Source organism: Ensifer sp. GW821-FHT05G01, from assembly GCF_059419585.1.
Map to the genome: position 1 here is coordinate 333,688 of NZ_JBWKSC010000001.1, position 19,529 is coordinate 353,216.

Below are 19,529 nucleotides of genomic sequence, written 5' to 3' on the forward strand. Positions count from 1 at the left end.
CTTGCCGTGTTAGCCAAGGGGCATGAGCGAGCCGTCACGATTGTTGGAGCAGATCGAATCCGGTTTCGGTGCGCAAGCCCGATCCAGCGATGCGATGGCTGCTGGCACCATGGCGGATGGCTCCGGAGCGATATCCAGGGACGGTGCAACCGCTTACTCCCTGCGCCGTGTTTCGCTGGCATCTCTCGGTGTCATCGCGTCCGGTCTCGTGCTGGCGATCGGTATCGCCGCCGGTCTCTATCTGTTTTCCGCAGCGGTTGCGGCAGCCGGCCTTGCAGGTGTGCTGTTGTTGATTGCCGATGGCATCAGGGCTGTCGACAGCGACAGGACGGGTGCGGAAGCCAGGCAGGACGGCGACTGGGATCGCCATGAAACCTCGGCGCTGCTTTCGACCATCCACGATGCGCTCGGAGACCTGGCGATCATGCGTGGCATGGACGGCAAGATCGTCCATGCCAACGCCGCTTTTCATCGCGCCTGCGGAGTTGACGATGCAAGAGGGCTGACCTGCGCTGCCATTGGCCTCGGTTTTGAGCCGAAGATCGAACCCAACCACTATCTCGTGCGGATCGCGGCACCTGAAGGGCTGCGCCTCTACGATTGGCACGATGTCATTGCAAGGGATCCGGGCAGCGGAAGGTTGATGCGCCACAGCATCGCACGCGACGTGACGCAGGAGGCACGCGCCGCGCGCGAACGCGAAGACGCAAGGCGCCGCGCCGAAGAGGCAAGCCAGGCGAAATCACGATTGCTCGCAACCGTCAGCCATGAAATCCGCACGCCATTGTCCGGTATCCTCGGCATGAGCCACTTGCTCGGCCAGACCCGACTGTCGAGCGAACAAAAGAACTATCTGGCCGGCATGCAGCAGTCCGGCCATGCGCTGGTGCAGCTTGTCGAGGACCTGATCGATTTCTCGTCGCTTTCGGCCGGACGCTTCCAGTTCCGCCCTTCGCGGCAGGATCCGCGCGGCGTCATCGAGAGCGTCGTCGAAATGCTCTCCAATCGCGCCCATGAAAAGGGCATCGAGATCGGCGCAACCGTGAGCGCCGATGTGCCAGTGCTGATGGAGTTCGATGCGGCCCGCCTGCGTCAGGTCCTGTTCAATGTCGTCGGCAATGCGGTGAAGTTCACGGAGATCGGCGGCGTCTTCGTCAGCGCCGATATTGTCGAGGATTGTGTGCGCATCCTCATCGATGACACCGGCCCGGGCATGTCGGGCGACGAATTGAAGCGTATCTTCGAAGAGTTCGAGCAGGCTGGCAGCGATGAGCAGCGCGCTAAGGGCACGGGGCTTGGGCTGGCGATCTCGCGCCGGATCATGCAAGCCTGCGGCGGCAGCCTGACGGCGTCGAGCGCGCCGGGGCGCGGTAGCCGCTTTGAGATCCGCCTGCCGCTCGCCGAAGTCGAGCGTGTCACGCCGGAGCGGCGCGTCAGGCTCGCCCGATCGCATGTGCTTGTGATGGCCCCGGATGGCCCGGCATCCGCTGCATTGTCCTCCACCATCGCCACCCTCGGCGGACGTTGCCATCGCGCAACCACGCTGGCGGCCGCGCAGAATGTCATCTCGGACGTCCTTGCCGGCGGCGCTGCGTTGACCGACATCATCGTCGATCACCGCCACGCCGGTCAGTTCAAGCAGCTTCTCGCCCTGCAGCCGGCGGTGGCGCGCCTCGACGTGCGCCGGACCTATCTGATTAATCCGGAGGAGCGCAACAACCATCCGGTCGACCAGATGGATGGCTATGAGGCCTGGCTGATCCGCCCCTTGCGCGAGAAGTCATTGGTCGAAGTGCTGCTCGGGAGGCTGAAAGGCATCGAAAAACGCGACGCCATCAACGACAACCGGCCGATCCTGCGGGAGGAGCCGACGATTGCGCCCTCCAAACAGAGCCCGCGCGGCATCCTTTTGGCAGAGGACGATCCGGTCAATGCGCTGATCGTGCGCACCGTGCTGGAGCGCGCCGGACTGACGGTTCGGTTGGTGACTGATTTTGGCGCCGTCGATCAGATCCTTTCCGGCACCGGCGATCCGGCCCAGGCGATGCCGGAGCTTGTCGTCACCGATCTGAACATGCCGGGCGGTGACGGGTTCTCAATGGTCAAGCGCCTGCGCGAGAACGAGGCCATGGGGCCGGGTCGGCGTCTTCCGGTGGTCGTGCTCACATCCGACGTGCGGCCAGAGGTGAGGGACAGGCTGATTGTGGCCGGCGCCGATGTCGTCATGCCCAAGCCCGCGGATCCGCAGCGGCTGATGGCGGAAATAAGCCGCCTTCTCGGGATACGGTAAGCGCTGAAGTCGTAACGGTATCACCGTCCCGGCAGGGGTTGTGCGCCGTTTTCATGTCACTATGTTGTTGCAGAAACGTGGTCTAAGCCCGGCAGATATGATTGATTCGGGATGACGCGGATGACGATCGAGCTTCTGGATTCGACGAGCGTGGTAGACACTTCTCAGGCTTGCGTCGGCAAGACAATGACCGCCCCGACGACCGACGTTCTCGGACGAATAGCCAACCTGGAGACCCGGCTTGCGCGCAACGCATCGGAGATCGATGCGGCACAGGCTGTGCGCTACAAGGTTTTCGTCGACGAGATGAAGGCGCAGGTCGGGCCCGACCTCGATCGTCGCAAGCGCGACGTCGATAGCTGGGACGCGATCTGCGACCACCTGCTTGTGCTCGACACGGCGATCGAGGGCGATCCGGAAGACCAGATCGTCGGCACCTACCGTCTGCTGCGCCAGGATGTGGCCGAGCGGGCGGGCGGCTTCTACTCCGCGTCGGAGTTCGATGTCGGAGCCCTTGTCTCGCGCCACTCCAACAAGCGCTTCATGGAGCTCGGCCGCTCCTGCGTGCTGCCGGAATACCGCACGAAGCGCACGGTGGAGCTGCTGTGGCAGGGCAATTGGGCCTACGCGCTCAGATACGGCGTCGATGCGATGTTCGGCTGCGGGTCGTTCCCGGGCACCGTTCCGGCCGAGCATGCGCTGGCGCTCTCCTTCCTTCACCACAACATCCGTACGCGCGACGAGTGGGCCGTCTCCGCGAGGCCCGAATTGCACCGGACGATGGACATGATGCCGGTCGAGGCCATCAATCCAAAGAAGGCGCTGGCCGCCTTGCCGCCGCTGATCAAGGGTTACATGCGCCTTGGCGCGATGGTCGGCGACGGCGCCGTGGTCGATCATGCATTCCGCACCACCGACGTGCTGATCGTTTTGCCGATCAGCAACATCTCCGGCCGGTACCTCAATTATTACGGTGCGGATGCCGGGCGGTTCGCGACTTCGGTATCCTGACAGGCGTCCGACGCAATTAACCAGATATTAAGGATCGATTTGACTTTCGACCTCGAAAGAGACGATAGTCTTGTCAAGGAGAATTTTGGTTTTATGACGAAATAATAGAAGGATCAACGGAGAGAGCCGTCAGCTTCAAATGAGATTGGCGTGTATTTTGCTCTATCTCCACATTATTTCATCGCATAGGAAGTAAGTCTTCCATTATGTATTGAGCTCGACCCCTTTCCCAAGGGTGTCGAGCTCTTCTTTTGTGCGCAGGTCTATGTTGTTTCTGTGTTGGCTCGACACACCCTGCTCCATCGATGGACAGGGTGTGTCTCGAAATCGGACATTGTGCGCCGATGTCACATTCCGGCGTTGTAGGCCGCGATTGCCGCCATGTTGACGATGTCGGAATCCTTCGCCGACATCGAAACGATCTGCACCGATTTGTCGAAGCCGACCAGCAGTGGCCCGATGACGGTCGAGCCGCCGAGTTCCTGCAGCATCTTGGTCGAGATCGAGGCGGAGTGGAACGCCGGCATGACGAGCACGTTGGCCGTGCCCGAAAGGCGGCAGAAGGGGTACTGTTCCATCACCTTCGGATTGAGTGCCACGTCGGCGGCCATCTCGCCGTCATATTCGAAGTCGACGCGGCGCTTGTCGAGAATGTTGACCGCCTCGCGCACCCGTTCCGAGCGTTCGCCGGACGGGTGGCCGAAGGTCGAGTAGGCCAGCATCGCGACGCGCGGTATGTAGCCGAGGCGCTTGGCAAGACCAGCTGCTTCCTCGGCGATATCGGCGAGCTCCTCCGACGACGGCATGTCGTGTACCGCCGTGTCTGCGACCAGCACGGTGCGGCCACGGCAGAGCGCGATCGACACACCGATCACCCGATGACCCGGCTTCGGATCTATGCAGCGGCGCACGTCTTCCAGCGCCGTCGAATAGTTTCGGGTGATGCCCGTCACCATGCCGTCGGCATCGCCGAGCGCGACCATGCAGGCGGCAAAGTGGTTGCGGTCGTTGTTGATCAACCGCTGGGCATCACGGAAGAGGTAACCCTTTCGCTGCAGCCGGGCGTAAAGATAGTCGGTGTAAGCGCCGACCCGCTTGGAGACCCGGGCATTGACGATCTGGATCCCGGGGCGGTCGAGATCAATGCCCTCGCGCTCCGCCGTCTCGCGCATGCGGTCCTCGCGGCCGAGCAGGATCGCCGTGCCGAGCTGCTGGTTGGCATAGGCGATCGCCGAACGCATGACCTGCACCTCTTCGCCTTCGGCAAAGACGATGCGCTTCGGCTGGCGACGGACGCGCTCGTAGATCCGCTGCAGCGTCGAGGCGATCGGGTCGCGGCGGGCGGAAAGCTGGCGGCCGTAGGCTTCGAGATCGGTGATCGGCTTGCGGGCGACGCCGCTTTCCATCGCGGCCTTGGCGACGGCCATGGGGATCGCCGAGATCAGCCTGGGGTCGAAGGGAACCGGGATGATGTACTGCGCGCCGAAGCGCGGGCGGTTGCCCTGGTAGGCGGCTGCCACATCGTCAGGGACATCTTCCTTGGCAAGGCTTGCCAGCGCCTCGGCGGCCGCGATCTTCATGGCGTCGTTGATCGTCGAGGCGCGCACGTCGAGCGCGCCGCGGAAGATATAGGGGAAACCGAGCACGTTGTTGACCTGGTTCGGATAGTCCGAACGGCCAGTCGCGACGATCGCGTCGTCACGGATGCGCGCGACTTCCTCGGGCGTGATTTCCGGATCCGGGTTGGCCATGGCGAAGATGATCGGCCGCGGCGCCATCGAGCGGACCATGTCTTCGGAAAGCGCGCCCTTGGCGGAAAGGCCGAAGACCACGTCGGCACCCTCGATCGCCTCGGCAAGTGTGCGGCGGTCGGTCTTGACCGCGTGCGCCGACTTCCACTGGTTCATGCCTTCGGTGCGGCCTTGGAAGATCACGCCCTTGGTGTCGCAGAGGATAACGTTTTCAGGGTTGAAGCCCATCGCCTTGATGAGTTCGATGCAGGCGATGGCCGCAGCACCCGCGCCGTTGCAGACGAGTTTGGTGGTCTTGAAGTCGCGACCGGTCAAGGCCAGCGCGTTGATGAGGCCGGCCGCGGCAATGATGGCAGTGCCATGCTGGTCGTCGTGGAACACCGGAATGTCCATGACCTCGCGCAGCTTCTGCTCGATGATGAAACAGTCCGGCGCCTTGATGTCCTCGAGGTTGATGCCGCCGAAGGAGGGGCCGAGGAAGCGTACGCAGTTGATGAACTCATCGACATTCTCCGTATCGACCTCAAGGTCGATGGAATCGACGTCGGCGAAGCGCTTGAACAGCACCGCCTTGCCTTCCATGACCGGCTTGGAGGCGAGCGCCCCGAGATTGCCGAGGCCGAGAATGGCCGTGCCGTTGGAGATGACCGCGACCATGTTGCCGCGCGTGGTGTAATCGTAGGCGGTGGAGGGGTCCGCGGCGATTGCCTTGACCGGCACGGCAACGCCGGGCGAATAGGCAAGCGACAGGTCGCGCTGCGTGGCCATGGCCTTGGTAGGGGAAATCTCCAGCTTTCCGGGGCGACCCTGCGAGTGAAAATCGAGCGCTTCCTGCGCGGTGACGCTCGTCATTGTGCGATCGGTCTTGTCGTTGGCCGGCATGTTTCCTCTATCCTCCTGTGGGCGACCCTGTCGGGCCGCCTCTTTATGGTTGTCGTCTATAATTGCTTGGCGATAGTGTGCCATCTCTTTTTTCGGGACAATCATGAATTTCGTGACAGACCAATCGAGCCGCTCCGGCGAGGTGTTTTCTGCAGCTGAACTGGCGACCGAGGAGAGCCGCTCCACGGCCACGCCGATGATGGAGCAGTTCATCGAGATCAAGGCGAACAACCCGGATTCGCTGCTGTTCTACCGCATGGGCGACTTCTACGAGCTGTTCTTCCAGGACGCCGTCGAGGCATCGCGGGCGCTCGGTATCACGCTGACGAAGCGCGGCCAGCATATGGGGCAGGAAATCCCGATGTGCGGCGTGCCGGTGCATGCCGCCGACGATTACCTGCAGAAACTGATCGGCCTGGGCTTCCGCGTCGCCGTCTGCGAGCAGGTCGAGGATCCGGCCGAAGCCAAGAAGCGCGGCGGCAAATCCGTCGTGCGCCGCGACGTCGTCCGGCTGGTGACGCCGGGAACGATCACCGAGGAAAAGCTGCTTTCGCCATCCGAGACCAACTATCTGATGGCGCTCGCGCGCATCAAGAGCAGTTCGGAACCGGCCTATGCGCTCGCTTGGATCGACATCTCGACCGGGGTCTTCCGGCTTGCCGAAACGGCTGAGAGCCGGCTGCTCGCCGATATCCTGCGCATCGAGCCACGCGAACTGATCCTCGCCGACACCGTCTTCCACGATCCGGAACTGCGTGCCGTGTTCGACGTGCTCGGTCGGGTGGCGGTGCCGCAGCCGGCCGTGCTGTTCGACAGCGCGACGGCCGAGGGCCGCATCGCCCGCTACTTCGGCGTCAAGACGCTCGATGGTTTCGGCAGCTTTTCGCGCGCCGAAATGGCGGCCGCATCCGCTGCCATCTCCTATGTCGAAAAGACCCAGCTTGCCGAACGTCCCGCCCTCGGCACGCCCGAGCGCGAGAGCGCGGCCTCGACGCTGTTCATCGATCCGGCGACGCGCGCCAACCTCGAACTGGTCAAGACTTTGTCGGGCGCCCGCGAAGGCACGCTGCTGAAGGCGCTCGACCGGACGGTGACGAGCGGCGGCGCGCGGCTCTTGGCCGAGCGGTTGATGTCTCCGCTCACCGATCCCGATCGCATCAACCAGCGGCTCGATTCAATCGAGATCCTGGCCGGCCAGCCGTCCTTTGCGGGCGATCTCAGGGATCAACTGCGGCGCGCGCCCGATATGCCACGCGCGCTGTCGAGGCTCGCGCTCGGCCGCGGCGGCCCGCGCGATCTCGGCGCCATCCAGGCCGGTCTCCGGGCGGCGGCATCGATCTCGGGGCTGATGGCCTCGGGCAATCTTTCCGAGGAACTCGTTGAGGCGCGCGCAGCGATCGACGCCTTGCCGTCGTCCGTTCTCGACCACCTCGATGCGATGCTGGCCGACGAGCTGCCGCTCCTCAAGCGCGATGGCGGCTTCCTGCGCGAGGGGGCAAATGCCGACCTCGACGAAGTGCGGGGACTGCGCGACCAGTCCCGCCGCGTCATCGCCGGGCTGCAGCTGCAATATTCCGAAGAGACCGGCATCAAGTCGCTGAAGATCAAGCACAACAATGTGCTTGGCTACTTCATCGAGGTGACGGCGGGCAATGCCGGCTCGATGACCGACACCGATGAGGGCCGCGCCCGTTTCATCCATCGCCAGACCATGGCGAATGCAATGCGCTTCACCACCACTGCCCTTGCCGAGCTTGAGAGCAAGATCGCCAACGCCGCCGATCGGGCGTTGTCGATCGAACTTGCCGCCTTCGAGGCGATGACGGCTGATGTCGTTTCGGCGGCCGAGGTCATCAAGGCGGCGTCGCTGGCGCTTGCGACCGTCGATGTTTCAGCCGGCCTCGCGATCCTTGCGGAAGAACAGAACTATGCCCGCCCGGTCGTCGACCACACGCGCATGTTCGCCATCGAGGGCGGCCGCCATCCCGTCGTCGAGCAGGCGCTGAAGCGCCAGGCGGCCAGTGCCTTCGTTGCCAATGGCTGCGATCTGTCGCCGCCATCTGGCGAAGAGGGTGGGGCGATCTGGCTGCTGACCGGTCCGAACATGGGCGGTAAGTCGACTTTCCTCAGGCAGAATGCGCTGATCGCGATCATGGCGCAGATGGGCACCTTCGTGCCTGCCGCAAGCGCCCATATCGGCATCGTCGACCGGCTGTTCTCGCGCGTCGGCGCCTCCGATGATCTTGCCCGCGGCCGCTCGACCTTCATGGTCGAGATGGTCGAGACGGCGGCGATCCTCAACCAGGCGACCGATCGCTCGCTTGTTATCCTCGACGAAATCGGCCGCGGCACCGCCACCTTCGACGGCCTGTCGATCGCCTGGGCCTCGGTCGAGCACCTGCACGAGGCCAACCGCTGCCGCGGCCTGTTTGCGACCCACTTCCACGAACTGACCGTGCTTTCGGAAAAGCTGAGCCGGCTGTCGAATGCCACCATGCGCGTCAAGGAGTGGCACGGCGACGTGATCTTCCTGCACGAGGTCGGGCCGGGTGCGGCCGACCGCTCCTATGGTATCCAGGTCGCCCGTCTCGCCGGGCTGCCGGCCTCGGTGGTCTCCCGGGCCAAGGACGTGCTCGCCAAGCTCGAAGACGCCGATCGCAAGAACCCGGCAAGCCAGCTGATCGACGATCTGCCGCTGTTCCAGGTGGCGATCCGCCGCGAAGAGGCCAAGCCCGCCGGCAACTCCAGGGTTGACGAGGCGCTGAAGGCGCTCAACCCGGACGATATGACGCCGCGCGAAGCGCTCGATGCGCTTTACGCGCTGAAGAAGGAACTGAGTGCCCGGTGACGGGCGCGCTGTTTTTGCTGTGCATGCGTCGATGAAAAAGGCTATACAGCGCCGCGCGCCTTGAAAGGGCGTGGCGATCAGCCGGTAGTAATTCGAAACGCTGCACGGTCCCGGTTCGGCCTTGATCGGATGGGAGCATGCAGGAACGCTGTTCAAACAGCGGATCACGCAACCAGTCGGACAGGACGCCCCTCGGCACTTCATGGGCAGACACGAAACTTCCTTTCCCGAAATTCTCGATGTCGCAGCGCTTCGGGCGAAATGCGACTTCATCGCATCGGCCCATGCCGAGCAGCGCGAGCCGATGCGCCAGGCATTGCTTGCTGCCTTCAAGCAAGCGAATGTCGCCGGCCGCGCCAAGGCGCGCGAACTGTTTGCCGGCGACGGCGGCGGCATTCTTTGCGCCGAACGCATTTCGTGGCTGCAGGACCAGCTGATCACGGTGCTGCATGATTTCGTGCTCAACGAGATCTTTGACGCGGCCAATGCGCCGCCGGCAAGCCGCATCGCGGTTGCTGCCGTCGGCGGCTACGGCCGCGGCACGCTGGCGCCGGGTTCCGACATCGACCTGCTCTTCCTGCTGCCGGTGAAGAAAGCCGTCTGGGCAGAGCCCGCCATCGAGTTCATGCTCTATATTCTGTGGGATCTGGGCTTCAAGGTCGGTCACGCCACGCGCACGATCGAGGACTGCATCAGGCTCTCGCGCGCCGACATGACCATCCGTACCGCGATCCTCGAAACCCGCTACATCTGTGGGTCGGAAACGCTGGCCGCCGAGCTCGAAACGCGCTTCGACCATGAGATCGTGCGCAACACCGGGCCGGATTTCATCGCCGCCAAGCTCGCCGAGCGTGACGAGCGCCACCGTAAGGCTGGCGACACGCGTTATCTCGTCGAGCCCAATGTCAAGGAAGGCAAGGGCGGGCTTCGCGATCTGCACACGCTGTTCTGGATCGCCAAGTATTTCTACCGGGTCAAGGATTCGGCCGATCTGGTGAAGCTCGGCGTTCTCTCGCGAACGGAATACAAGCTGTTCCAGAAGGCCGAGGACTTCCTATGGGCAGTGCGCTGCCACATGCACTTCCTGACCGGCAAGTCCGAGGAGCGTCTGTCCTTCGACATCCAGCGCGAGATCGCCGAGGCGCTCGGTTATCATGACCACCCCGGCCTTTCGGCGGTCGAGCGCTTCATGAAGCACTACTTCCTGGTGGCGAAAGACGTCGGCGATCTCACCCGCATCTTCTGTGCAGCACTCGAGGATCAGCAGGCAAAGGACGCGCCGGGCCTGTCCGGCATCATCGGCCGCTTCACCCATCGCAGCCGCAAGATCGCCGGCACCCTCGATTTCGTTGACGATGGCGGGCGTATCGCGCTGGCAAGCCCCGACGTCTTCAAGCGCGATCCGGTCAATCTCCTGCGCTTCTTCCACATCGCCGACATCAACAATCTCGAATTCCACCCGGCGGCCCTTCGCCAGGTGACGCGCTCGCTCGGCCTGATCAAGCCGCAGCTGCGCGAGAACGAGGAAGCCAACCGGCTGTTCCTGTCGATCCTGACCTCGCGCCGGAAGCCGGAGCTGATCCTTCGCCGCATGAACGAGGCGGGTGTGCTTGGCCGCTTCATTCCGGACTTCGGCAAGATCGTCTCGATGATGCAGTTCAACATGTATCACCACTATACGGTGGACGAGCATCTGCTGCGCGCAGTCGACGTTCTCTCGCGGGTCGAGCGCGGCATCGAGGAGGACGCGCACCCGCTGGTCGCCAAGTTGATGCCGGGGATCGAGGAGCGCGAGGTGCTCTATGTCGCCGTGCTTCTGCACGATATCGCCAAGGGTCGGCCGGAGGATCATTCGGTTGCCGGCGCCAAGGTGGCGCGCCGCCTATGCCCGCGCTTCGGCCTGACGCCGAAGCAGACCGAGCTTGTCGCCTGGCTGATCGACGAGCACCTGACGATGTCGATGGTCGCCCAGACCCGCGACCTCAACGACCGCAAGACCATCGTCGATTTCGCTGAGCGGGTGCAGTCGCTCGACCGGCTGAAGATGCTGTTGATCCTCACCGTCTGCGACATCCGTGCCGTCGGCCCGGGCGTGTGGAACGGCTGGAAGGGGCAATTGCTCCGCACGCTCTATTATGAAACCGAACTCCTGCTTTCGGGCGGCTTCTCCGAGTTGTCGCGCAAGGAGCGTGCGGCCCATGCCGCAACGATGTTGAGCGACGCCTTGACCGACTGGCAGGAAAGCGAGCGCGAAGCCTATGTCCGGCTGCACTACCAGCCCTATCTGCTGACGGTGGCGCTTGAAGACCAGATCCGCCACGCCCGCTTCATCCGCGAGGCCGACGCCGCCGGAAAGGCGCTGTCGACCATGGTGCGCACGCACCAGTTCCACGCGATCACCGAAATCACCGTGCTTTCGCCCGACCATCCGCGGCTTTTGACGGTTATCGCCGGCGCCTGCGCGGCGGCCGGCGCCAACATCGTCGATGCGCAGATCTTCACGACATCCGACGGGCGAGCGCTCGATACCATCCTTGTCAACCGCGAGTTTCCGGTCGATGGCGACGAGACGCGACGCGCAGCCAGCATCGGCAAGCTGATCGAGGATGTGCTGTCAGGTCGCAAGCGCCTGCCCGAGGTGATCGCCAGCCGCACCAAGGTGAAGAAGCGCAACAAGGCCTTCACCGTCACCCCCGAGGTGACGATCAGCAACACCCTGTCGAACAAGTTTACGGTCATCGAGGTCGAGTGCCTCGACCGCCCCGGCCTGCTGTCGGAGATCACCGCCGTGCTCTCGGACCTTTCGCTCGACATCGCCTCGGCGCACATCACCACCTTCGGCGAGAAGGTCATCGACACCTTCTACATCACCGATCTCGTCGGCCAGAAGGTCACCAGTGAAAACCGCCAGATGAACATCGCCGCCCGCCTGAAAGCCGTCATGGCCGACGAGGCCGACGAGGTTCGAGACCGGATGCCGTCCGGCATCATCGCGCCTGCTGCAGGCACGTCCTCCGCTCAAAGAACGACAAAAGCCGAAACATGAGTCTGGTCAAGAAATTTGCAACCGTCGGCGGCGCCACGCTCGGCAGCCGCCTGTTCGGCTTCATCCGCGAAACCTTCATGGCGGCAGCCCTTGGCACCGGCCCGGTCGCCGATGCCTTCAACACCGCCTTCCGCCTGCCCAACACCTTTCGGCGGCTGTTTGCCGAGGGCGCGTTCAATTCCGCCTTCGTGCCGCTTTTTGCCAAGGAGATCGAGGCGAACGGCATGGAAGGCGCGCGGCGCTTCTCGGAGGAAGTCTTCGGCGTCCTCTTCACGGTTCTGTTGTTCCTGACGATCGCGATGGAACTGACGATGCCCTTCATCGTCAGCAACCTGATCGCGCCCGGTTTCGCCAACGATCCGGCAAAGCTCGGCAACACCGTCATCTTCGCGACGATCATGTTCCCCTATCTCGCCTGCATGTCGCTGGCCGCGATGATGGCCGGCATGCTGAACTCGCTGCACCGCTATTTCGCCGCGGCGATCGCGCCGGTGTTCCTCAACATCATCCTCATCGGTATCCTGGGTTATGCTTGGTACGTGGGCCAGGATCCGATTGCCGTCGGTTATGGCCTCTCCTGGGGCGTGATGGCCGCCGGTCTCGTGCAACTGGCGATCGTCTGGGTCGCCGTGCGCAATGCCGGCATCAAGATCGGCTTCCGTCGGCCGCGGCTGACGTCCAATGTCCGGCGGTTGCTGGTGTTGGCGCTGCCGGCCGCAATCACCGGCGGCATCACCCAGATCAACCTGCTGATCAACACCAACATTGCCTCGGCGCAGGCGGGCGCGGTCTCCTCGCTCGTCTATGCAGACCGCATCTATCAGCTTCCGCTGGGCGTCGTCGGCATCGCGGTCGCAACCGTGCTGTTGCCGGAACTGGCGCGGGCGCTGCGCTCCGGCAACCTCAACGAGGCGTCGAACCTGCAGAACCGTTCGGTCGAGTTCACCCTGTTCCTGACCTTGCCGGCGGCAGCTGCCCTGTTGGTGATGTCCGAGCCGATCGTCCGGCTGCTGTTCGAACGCGGCGAGTTTCACGCGTCGTCGACCGTGGTCGTCGGCCATATTCTGGCTATCTACGGCCTCGGCCTGCCGGCCTTTGTGCTGATCAAGGCCTTCATCCCCGGCTTCTTCGCCCGCGAGGACACGCGCACGCCGATGATCTTTGCCGGTATTTCGGTTGCGGTGAACGTGTCGCTGGCGCTGACCTTGTTTCCTCGGCTGGGGGCAAGCGGTATCGCCACGGCGGAAATCGTTGCCGGCTGGGTCAATGCCGTGCTCCTGTTCGGCATGCTCGTCTGGCGCGGCCACTGGGGGCGCGACATTCCGCTTCTAACCCGCATCCCCCGTCTGGTCATCGCCGCCGCCGGCATGGCGGTCGCATTGCACTTTGCCCTGCAATGGCTGACCTACGAAGTGTCGTCGGCAGCGCCCCTGATCGTGCGTGCGACCACGCTCTGCGGCCTGGTCGCCGTTGCCATGGTAATCTATTTCGCGATCGCCTTCGGTATCGGCGGCGCCAATCTCGGCATGATCCGTCGCAACATCAAGCGCAAGGCGAAGGCCAAGGCCGACCCTGCACCGACCCCGGACGCGGACGCCTGAACCATCCGGCAATGAAGCGGCGATGCCTATCTTAATCGGCATCGCCCGCTTGGATTTGGGCCACTTGATTGCGCACCGTCCGACGTGCATAAGCCATGCCGTTAGCTACATGGGCGACAAGCCCTGGGGCCCTCCACCAGCCTATTGAGGACGACATGAACGAATTCAAGCCGCTCGTATTTTCCGGTGTACAGCCGACGGGCAACCTCCATCTCGGCAATTATCTCGGCGCGATCCGCAAGTTCGTGGCTTTGCAAGAAAACAACGATTGCATCTATTGCGTCGTCGACCTGCATTCGATCACGGCCCAGCTCGTGCACGAGGACTTGAAGGGGCAGATCCGCTCGATCGCCGCTGCCTTCATCGCCTCCGGTATCGACCCGGAAAAGCACATCGTCTTCAACCAGTCGGCTGTGCCGCAGCACGCCGAACTCGCCTGGATCTTCAATTGCGTCGCCCGCATCGGCTGGATGAACCGGATGACCCAGTTCAAGGACAAGGCCGGCAAGGACCGCGAGAACGCCTCGCTGGGCCTGCTTGCCTATCCGAGCCTGATGGCTGCCGACATCCTGGTCTATCGCGCCACCCACGTTCCGGTCGGCGATGACCAGAAGCAGCACCTCGAACTGACGCGCGACATCGCCCAGAAGTTCAACATCGACTTCATGGAGCACATCCGCGCCCGCGGCTACGGCGTCGACACGGTCGTTGGCGAAGAGCCCGTTCATGCCTATTTCCCCCCGGTCGAGCCGCTGATCGGCGGTGCTACGCCCCGCGTGATGTCACTGCGCGACGGCACCAAGAAGATGTCGAAGTCCGATCCGTCGGATCTTTCACGCATCAACCTGATGGACGACGCCGAAACCATCTCCAAGAAGATCCGCAAGGCCAAGACCGATCCGGACGCGTTGCCGAGCGAGCTCGACGGCCTCAAGGGACGTCCCGAGGCGGACAACCTCGTCGGCATCTACGCAGCCCTTTCCGACAAGACCAAGGAACAGGTGCTGGGCGAATTCGGCGGCCAGCAGTTTTCGGTGTTCAAGCCGGCTCTGGTCGACCTGGCGGTCGAGGTTCTCGCACCGATCACCGGCGAGATGCGCCGCCTGATGGGCGACACCGCCCATATCGACGCCATCCTTCGCAACGGTGGCGAGCGGGCGCGGGCGCGTGCGGAAAAGACGATGACCGAGGTTCGCGATATCATCGGCTTTCTGCAGTAAAAGGCGAAAATGAGACCTTGCGGCGGATAATCTGGAATGTAATGTTCGCCGCATGGTCTCGACCCGACTCTCACGACTTGAAGGTCACCGCCGCAAATTCATGGCGGTGATCGACGATACCCCGGAATGCGGCCGCGCCGTGCACTATGCTGGCATGCGCGCCAAGAATTCCAATGGCGGTCTCGTCCTGCTCTACATCATCGCCGACGGCGACTTCCAGCAATGGCTGGGGGTCGAGGAAATCATGCGCGCCGAAGCACGCGAAGAAGCGGAAGCCACCCTTGCCAAGGTGGCGCAGGCCGTGCGCGAGCGCATCGGGATAGAACCGGAAATCGTCATTCGCGAAGGGGCGGCGACCGAGCAGATCCACTCGGCCATCGAAGAGGATCGCGACATCGCCATTCTGGTTCTGGCCGCAGGCTCGGCAAAGGAAGGTCCCGGTCCGCTGGTGTCGTCGATCGCCGGCAAGGCGGCAGCCTTCCCGATCCCGGTGACGGTCATCCCGGATCTTCTGACCGACGAGGAAATCGACGCGCTCAGCTGAGCTGCGTCCCTTTGCGCCCTTGCGGGGGCGGAACGAAGATCATATATTCTTTTGAACTATTCTAAAGAGCCGGTTGAGGACCCATCCCGGCGAGACGGAGAAAAACATGTTCATCCAGACCGAAGCCACGCCGAACCCGGCCACGCTCAAGTTCCTGCCGGGCAAGGTCGTGCTGGAAAACGGCACTGCCGAGTTCCGCGACGAGGAAGAAGCCCGCGCCGGCTCGCCGCTTGCTGCCCGGCTGTTCTCGATCCCCGGCGTCAGCGGCGTCTATTTCGGCTACGACTTCATCACCGTCAGCAAGGACGGGCAGGAGTGGCAGCACCTGAAGCCCGCCATCCTCGGCTCGATCATGGAGCACTTCATGTCCGGCGCGCCGATCATGGCCGGTGCCGGCCGTGCCGAGCAACTGGATGAGGAAGACGAATTCTTCGAGCCCGGCGACGAGACCATTGTCGCCACCATCAAGGAATTGCTTGAAACCCGTGTTCGCCCGGCCGTTGCGCAGGACGGTGGCGACATCACCTTCCGCGGCTTCAAGGACGGCACGGTGTTCCTGAACATGAAGGGTGCCTGCTCGGGCTGCCCGTCGTCGACGGCGACCTTGAAGCATGGCGTGCAGAATCTGCTGCGTCACTTCGTTCCCGAGGTGGAAGCGGTCGAAGCCGTCTGATATCGCGATGGCGAACGGCTGCGCCCTTCGGGGCCGTGGCCGGTCTGTTTGTCGAGTAAGCGTGACCGCGATGCCATGGGGCGTCGCGGCAGAATGCGTCTGGAACTGCTGCAACTGAAATGATCGTCCTTGCCATCGACACCTCCGGGTCCGGCTGTTCCGCTGCCATCTATGACAGTGGCTCTGACGCCATTCTCGGACAATCCGGGGCCGATATCGGCCGTGGCCATGCCGAACGGCTGATGGAGTTCGTCGACGAGGCCCTCGCCAGCGCCGATCGCCCGATTGGCGATATCGATCGCATCGCCGTTACCATCGGCCCGGGATCGTTTACCGGCATTCGTGTCGGGGTCGCGACCGCGCGCGGTCTGGCGCTTGCGCTAGGCAAACCGGCAGTCGGCATTTCCTCACTTCACGTTCTTGCGGAGGAAGCCCGCGCCGCGGCGCCGGGCAAAGCGGTGCTGGTCGCCATCGACGCCAAGCGCGACGAAGTCTATGTCCAGGCGTTCGATGCGGCAGGCCAGGCCGTCACGGAGCCGGAAGCGCTCGCCGTCATGACCGCCCGCGACCGCTTTGCCGGTTTTGAGGGGGGCGTTGCCGGTTCGGGTGCCGAACTCCTGACCTCCGTGACACCGGTCAAGACCGCCGATCTTGTCGATATTGCAGTGGTCGCGCGGCTTGGAGCCGGCGCAGATCCAGCCTCGGCCAAGCCGAAGCCGCTATATCTTCGGGGGCCCGACGCCAAGCCGCAAGCGGGCTTCGCTGTGACCCGAGCCTAGACCCCGATGAGCTTCACCGACTACTTCACGCGCCGTGCCGAGTTCGACATCTTCCCGCTGGAGGAGCCTGATCTGATCGCCGCCGCCGGTCTGCATCGCCAGCGCTTCGCCTCTCCTTGGAGCGATGGTGAAATCCATGCCCTGCTGGTCCAGGACACGGTGTTCGGTTTCGTCGCCCGCCAGACCAACGGTTCGTTGCGGCCCGCCTTTGGCGGTTTCGTGCTGTCGCGCGCTGTTGCCGGCGAGGCCGAAATCCTGACGATCGGCGTCGATCCCCGTTATGCCCGCTCCGGTCTCGGCTGGCGGCTGATGCAGGCGGCGATGCGCGAAGCCTCCGTCAAGGGATCGGACACGCTCTTCCTCGAGGTGGACGAGACCAATCAGGCCGCGATCGGGCTTTACCGTAAGCTCGGCTTCCTCAAGGTCGGCGAACGCCGTGCCTATTACCAGGACAAGACAGGACAGCGCACCGCCGCGCTTGTCATGCGCCTCGATCTTCGCTAGTGCGAAGCCGACTGGTTTGGCACGTATCGGATGAGCCAAACCTTCGCACAACCATGCGGAGTGGTGCGTGAACGGCGCAGGAAATCCTTTTCGATGATCAATTGGCTGCGCATCGCCCTGTTCGCGCTGGTGCTGGCGCTGGCCTCGCTCGTGCTGATACCGGTGCAGATCGTCTGCCTGCGGCTGGACCTGAAGCCACGCCGCCTGTTGCCGCGCTACTGGCACCGCATGGCCTGCTACCTGCTCGGCATCAAGGTGCGAGTGCACGGCATACCGGACCGCCGGCGGCCCCTGCTTCTGTGCGCCAACCACGCCTCGTGGAAGGATATCCTGGTTTTGTCCTCAGTGGCCGATGTCGTCTTCGTCGCCAAGTCCGAGGTCAAGCAATGGCCGGTCTTCGGCGTTCTCGCACGGTTGCAGGCTTCGATCTTTGTCGTGCGGGAACAGAAGCGTGCAACGGGAAAACAGGTGAGCGAGATCGGTCAGCGGCTGGCCGGCGGCGAGATCGTCGTGCTCTTCCCGGAAGGCACGACCTCGGACGGCAACCGCCTGCTTGAGATCAAGACGTCGCTGTTCGGCGCTGCCGCCTCTGCCGTACCGCATTCGCCGACCGGCCTGGTTCACGTCCAGCCGGTGGCGATCTCCTACACCGGCATCCACGGAATGCCGATGGGACGCTTCAACCGGCCGATCGCCGCCTGGCCGGGCGATACCGGTCTTGCGCCCCATCTGCTCGGCATCCTGCGCGAAGGCGCGATCGAGGTGGATGTCGATTTCGGTGAGGCCGTGGACTACGACCATCACACCAACCGCAAGGAAGTCAGCCGCGTCATCGAGCAGCGCATCCGCTCGATGCTGTCGGATCGCCTGCGCGGGCGGGCCTGACGCCGCCAGCAACTCGAAAGCCGGGCAGCGAAAATACTTCAATTCCGGCCCGCTTTGCACTAAAGAACCGGCATGACCCAGGAAACAGCTCTTCTGACGACGCCCGCAGCGGGCGACGAACGCACGCCGGCCCGCAAGGTTTTCGTCAAGACCTACGGCTGTCAGATGAACGTCTACGATAGCGACCGCATGTCGGATGCGTTGACGCGTGACGGCTATGTCTCGACGGATGTGCTCGAGGATGCCGACTTCGTCCTGCTCAACACCTGTCACATCCGCGAGAAGGCGGCAGAAAAAGTCTATTCCGAGCTTGGCCGCCTGCGTGATCTGAAAAAGGCAAAGGCGCTCGAAGGCCGGGAGATGGTGATCGGCGTCGCCGGCTGTGTCGCGCAGGCCGAGGGCAACGAGATCCTGCGCCGCGCGCCGGCCGTCGACCTCGTCATCGGCCCGACCACCTACCACCGCCTGCCGGAAGCATTGAAGCGCGCCCGCAACGGCGAGCGAGTCGTCCAGACCGATTACGCGGTCGAAGACAAGTTCGAGCATCTGCCGGCACCCGACAAGGCCAGAACCCGGGCGCGCGGCGTCACGGCGTTTCTGACGGTGCAGGAAGGTTGCGACAAGTTCTGCACCTTCTGCGTCGTTCCCTATACGCGCGGCTCGGAGGTTTCCCGCCCCGTCGCCCAGATCCTGTCCGAGGCACAGAAGCTGGTCGAGGCCGGTGTGCGCGAAATCACGTTGCTCGGCCAGAACGTCAACGCCTGGCATGGTCTCGGCCCTGATGGTCGCGAGTGGGGCCTGGGTGATCTCCTGCAGTGTCTTGGCGACATCGAGGGGTTGGCACGGCTGCGTTATACGACCAGCCATCCGCGCGATATGGACGACAGCCTGATCGAGGCGCATCGCTCGATGCCGAAGCTGATGCCCTATCTGCACCTGCCGGTGCAGGCGGGCTCCGACCGCATCCTCAAGGCGATGAACCGGCGGCATACGGCAGCCGAGTATCTGGCGCTCATCGAGCGCATCCGCGCGGTGCAGCCCGACCTTGCCCTGTCGGGCGATTTCATCGTCGGCTTCCCCGGTGAAACCGACGAGGACTTCGAAGACACGATCCGGCTCATTGAAGCCGTGGGTTATGCACAGGCATTTTCGTTCAAATATTCGACCCGTCCGGGCACGCCGGGTGCCGACCTTGACGATCAGGTTCCGGAGGACGTCAAAGCCAAGCGTCTGGAAAGATTGCAGGCTTTGCTGTTTTCGCAGCAACGCGCCTTTGCCGAATCCTGTGTCGGGCGCGAGATCGACCTGCTTCTGGAGAAGCCCGGCCGCATGCCCGGGCAGCTCGTCGGCCGTTCCCCCTGGCTTCAGCCTGTGAATGTTGATGCAAAAGCATCGCAAATCGGTGACATTATCAAGGTGCGAATCATCAAGGCAGGAAACAACAGTCTGTTTGCCGAGATGATCGGGTAAGGACCGAAAACAGGAGCCTGAACCG

The 19,529-nt window shown here is 63.4% G+C and carries 13 protein-coding genes; 12 read left to right on the forward strand and 1 reads right to left on the reverse strand.

Annotated features, from left to right (window positions below; all coding sequences use genetic code 11):
* Positions 1-22 precede the first annotated feature (22 nt).
* Positions 23-2,290, forward strand: a complete 2,268-nt coding sequence (locus AC07UR_RS01705) for a hybrid sensor histidine kinase/response regulator (protein ID WP_209787879.1) — start codon at positions 23-25, stop codon at positions 2,288-2,290.
* Positions 2,291-2,410: 120 nt separating this feature from the next.
* Entirely contained in the window at positions 2,411-3,301 is an 891-nt protein-coding gene (gene olsB / locus AC07UR_RS01710) for a l-ornithine N(alpha)-acyltransferase (protein WP_173418813.1), read from the forward strand.
* Between the two features lie 347 nt (positions 3,302-3,648).
* Here olsB and AC07UR_RS01715 read toward each other — a convergent pair whose 3' ends face one another.
* Positions 3,649-5,934 (reverse strand): NADP-dependent malic enzyme, encoded by a 2,286-nt coding sequence (locus AC07UR_RS01715; RefSeq protein WP_209787876.1) that lies wholly within the window; start codon positions 5,932-5,934, stop codon positions 3,649-3,651.
* A gap of 103 nt (positions 5,935-6,037) precedes the next feature.
* Between AC07UR_RS01715 and mutS the strand changes: the two genes are divergently transcribed.
* The 10 genes from mutS to miaB all read left to right on the forward strand — a co-directional run bounded on the left by mutS (position 6,038) and on the right by miaB (position 19,504).
* Positions 6,038-8,782, forward strand: a complete 2,745-nt coding sequence (gene mutS / locus AC07UR_RS01720) for a DNA mismatch repair protein MutS (protein WP_209787871.1) — start codon at positions 6,038-6,040, stop codon at positions 8,780-8,782.
* A 202-nt stretch (positions 8,783-8,984) separates the two neighbouring features.
* Positions 8,985-11,828, forward strand: coding sequence for a [protein-PII] uridylyltransferase (locus AC07UR_RS01725; protein WP_173418816.1), 2,844 nt, complete (start codon positions 8,985-8,987; stop codon positions 11,826-11,828).
* Positions 11,825-13,429 carry a murein biosynthesis integral membrane protein MurJ gene (gene murJ / locus AC07UR_RS01730; RefSeq protein WP_209787868.1) on the forward strand — a complete coding sequence of 535 codons (1,605 nt, stop codon included), beginning with the start codon at positions 11,825-11,827 and terminating at the stop codon, positions 13,427-13,429. Before AC07UR_RS01725 ends, murJ begins: the two co-directional genes overlap by 4 nt.
* A 155-nt stretch (positions 13,430-13,584) precedes the next feature.
* Positions 13,585-14,649, forward strand: coding sequence for a tryptophan--tRNA ligase (trpS, locus tag AC07UR_RS01735; protein ID WP_173418818.1), 1,065 nt, complete (start codon positions 13,585-13,587; stop codon positions 14,647-14,649).
* A 52-nt stretch (positions 14,650-14,701) separates the two neighbouring features.
* Complete coding sequence (locus tag AC07UR_RS01740; protein ID WP_077502983.1) at positions 14,702-15,193, forward strand: universal stress protein; 492 nt, start codon at positions 14,702-14,704, stop codon at positions 15,191-15,193.
* A 106-nt stretch (positions 15,194-15,299) separates the two neighbouring features.
* A complete protein-coding gene (locus AC07UR_RS01745; RefSeq protein ID WP_077502982.1) occupies positions 15,300-15,866 on the forward strand; it encodes a NifU family protein in 567 nt (188 codons plus the stop codon).
* Positions 15,867-15,985: 119 nt separating this feature from the next.
* Positions 15,986-16,645: a tRNA (adenosine(37)-N6)-threonylcarbamoyltransferase complex dimerization subunit type 1 TsaB gene (gene tsaB, locus AC07UR_RS01750; RefSeq protein ID WP_209787864.1), complete on the forward strand. Its 660-nt coding sequence runs from the start codon at positions 15,986-15,988 to the stop codon at positions 16,643-16,645.
* Between the two features lie 6 nt (positions 16,646-16,651).
* A complete protein-coding gene (locus AC07UR_RS01755) occupies positions 16,652-17,149 on the forward strand; it encodes a GNAT family N-acetyltransferase (RefSeq protein WP_209787861.1) in 498 nt (165 codons plus the stop codon).
* 93 nt (positions 17,150-17,242) lie between these two features.
* Positions 17,243-18,034 carry a lyso-ornithine lipid O-acyltransferase gene (olsA, locus tag AC07UR_RS01760; protein WP_209787860.1) on the forward strand — a complete coding sequence of 264 codons (792 nt, stop codon included), beginning with the start codon at positions 17,243-17,245 and terminating at the stop codon, positions 18,032-18,034.
* 72 nt (positions 18,035-18,106) lie between these two features.
* Positions 18,107-19,504, forward strand: a complete 1,398-nt coding sequence (gene miaB / locus AC07UR_RS01765) for a tRNA (N6-isopentenyl adenosine(37)-C2)-methylthiotransferase MiaB (RefSeq protein ID WP_209787858.1) — start codon at positions 18,107-18,109, stop codon at positions 19,502-19,504.
* Positions 19,505-19,529 lie beyond the last annotated feature (25 nt).

What these genes read in the sequence shown, in the direction of transcription:
- AC07UR_RS01705 (WP_209787879.1), top strand. Translation starts at nt 23, where the DNA reads ATGAGCGAGCCGTCACGATTGTTGGAGCAGATCGAATCCGGTTTCGGT.
- olsB (WP_173418813.1), top strand. Translation starts at nt 2,411, where the DNA reads ATGACGATCGAGCTTCTGGATTCGACGAGCGTGGTAGACACTTCTCAG.
- AC07UR_RS01715 (WP_209787876.1), bottom strand. Translation starts at nt 5,934, where the DNA reads ATGCCGGCCAACGACAAGACCGATCGCACAATGACGAGCGTCACCGCG.
- mutS (WP_209787871.1), top strand. Translation starts at nt 6,038, where the DNA reads ATGAATTTCGTGACAGACCAATCGAGCCGCTCCGGCGAGGTGTTTTCT.
- AC07UR_RS01725 (WP_173418816.1), top strand. Translation starts at nt 8,985, where the DNA reads ATGGGCAGACACGAAACTTCCTTTCCCGAAATTCTCGATGTCGCAGCG.
- murJ (WP_209787868.1), top strand. Translation starts at nt 11,825, where the DNA reads ATGAGTCTGGTCAAGAAATTTGCAACCGTCGGCGGCGCCACGCTCGGC.
- trpS (WP_173418818.1), top strand. Translation starts at nt 13,585, where the DNA reads ATGAACGAATTCAAGCCGCTCGTATTTTCCGGTGTACAGCCGACGGGC.
- AC07UR_RS01740 (WP_077502983.1), top strand. Translation starts at nt 14,702, where the DNA reads ATGGTCTCGACCCGACTCTCACGACTTGAAGGTCACCGCCGCAAATTC.
- AC07UR_RS01745 (WP_077502982.1), top strand. Translation starts at nt 15,300, where the DNA reads ATGTTCATCCAGACCGAAGCCACGCCGAACCCGGCCACGCTCAAGTTC.
- tsaB (WP_209787864.1), top strand. Translation starts at nt 15,986, where the DNA reads ATGATCGTCCTTGCCATCGACACCTCCGGGTCCGGCTGTTCCGCTGCC.
- AC07UR_RS01755 (WP_209787861.1), top strand. Translation starts at nt 16,652, where the DNA reads ATGAGCTTCACCGACTACTTCACGCGCCGTGCCGAGTTCGACATCTTC.
- olsA (WP_209787860.1), top strand. Translation starts at nt 17,243, where the DNA reads ATGATCAATTGGCTGCGCATCGCCCTGTTCGCGCTGGTGCTGGCGCTG.
- miaB (WP_209787858.1), top strand. Translation starts at nt 18,107, where the DNA reads ATGACCCAGGAAACAGCTCTTCTGACGACGCCCGCAGCGGGCGACGAA.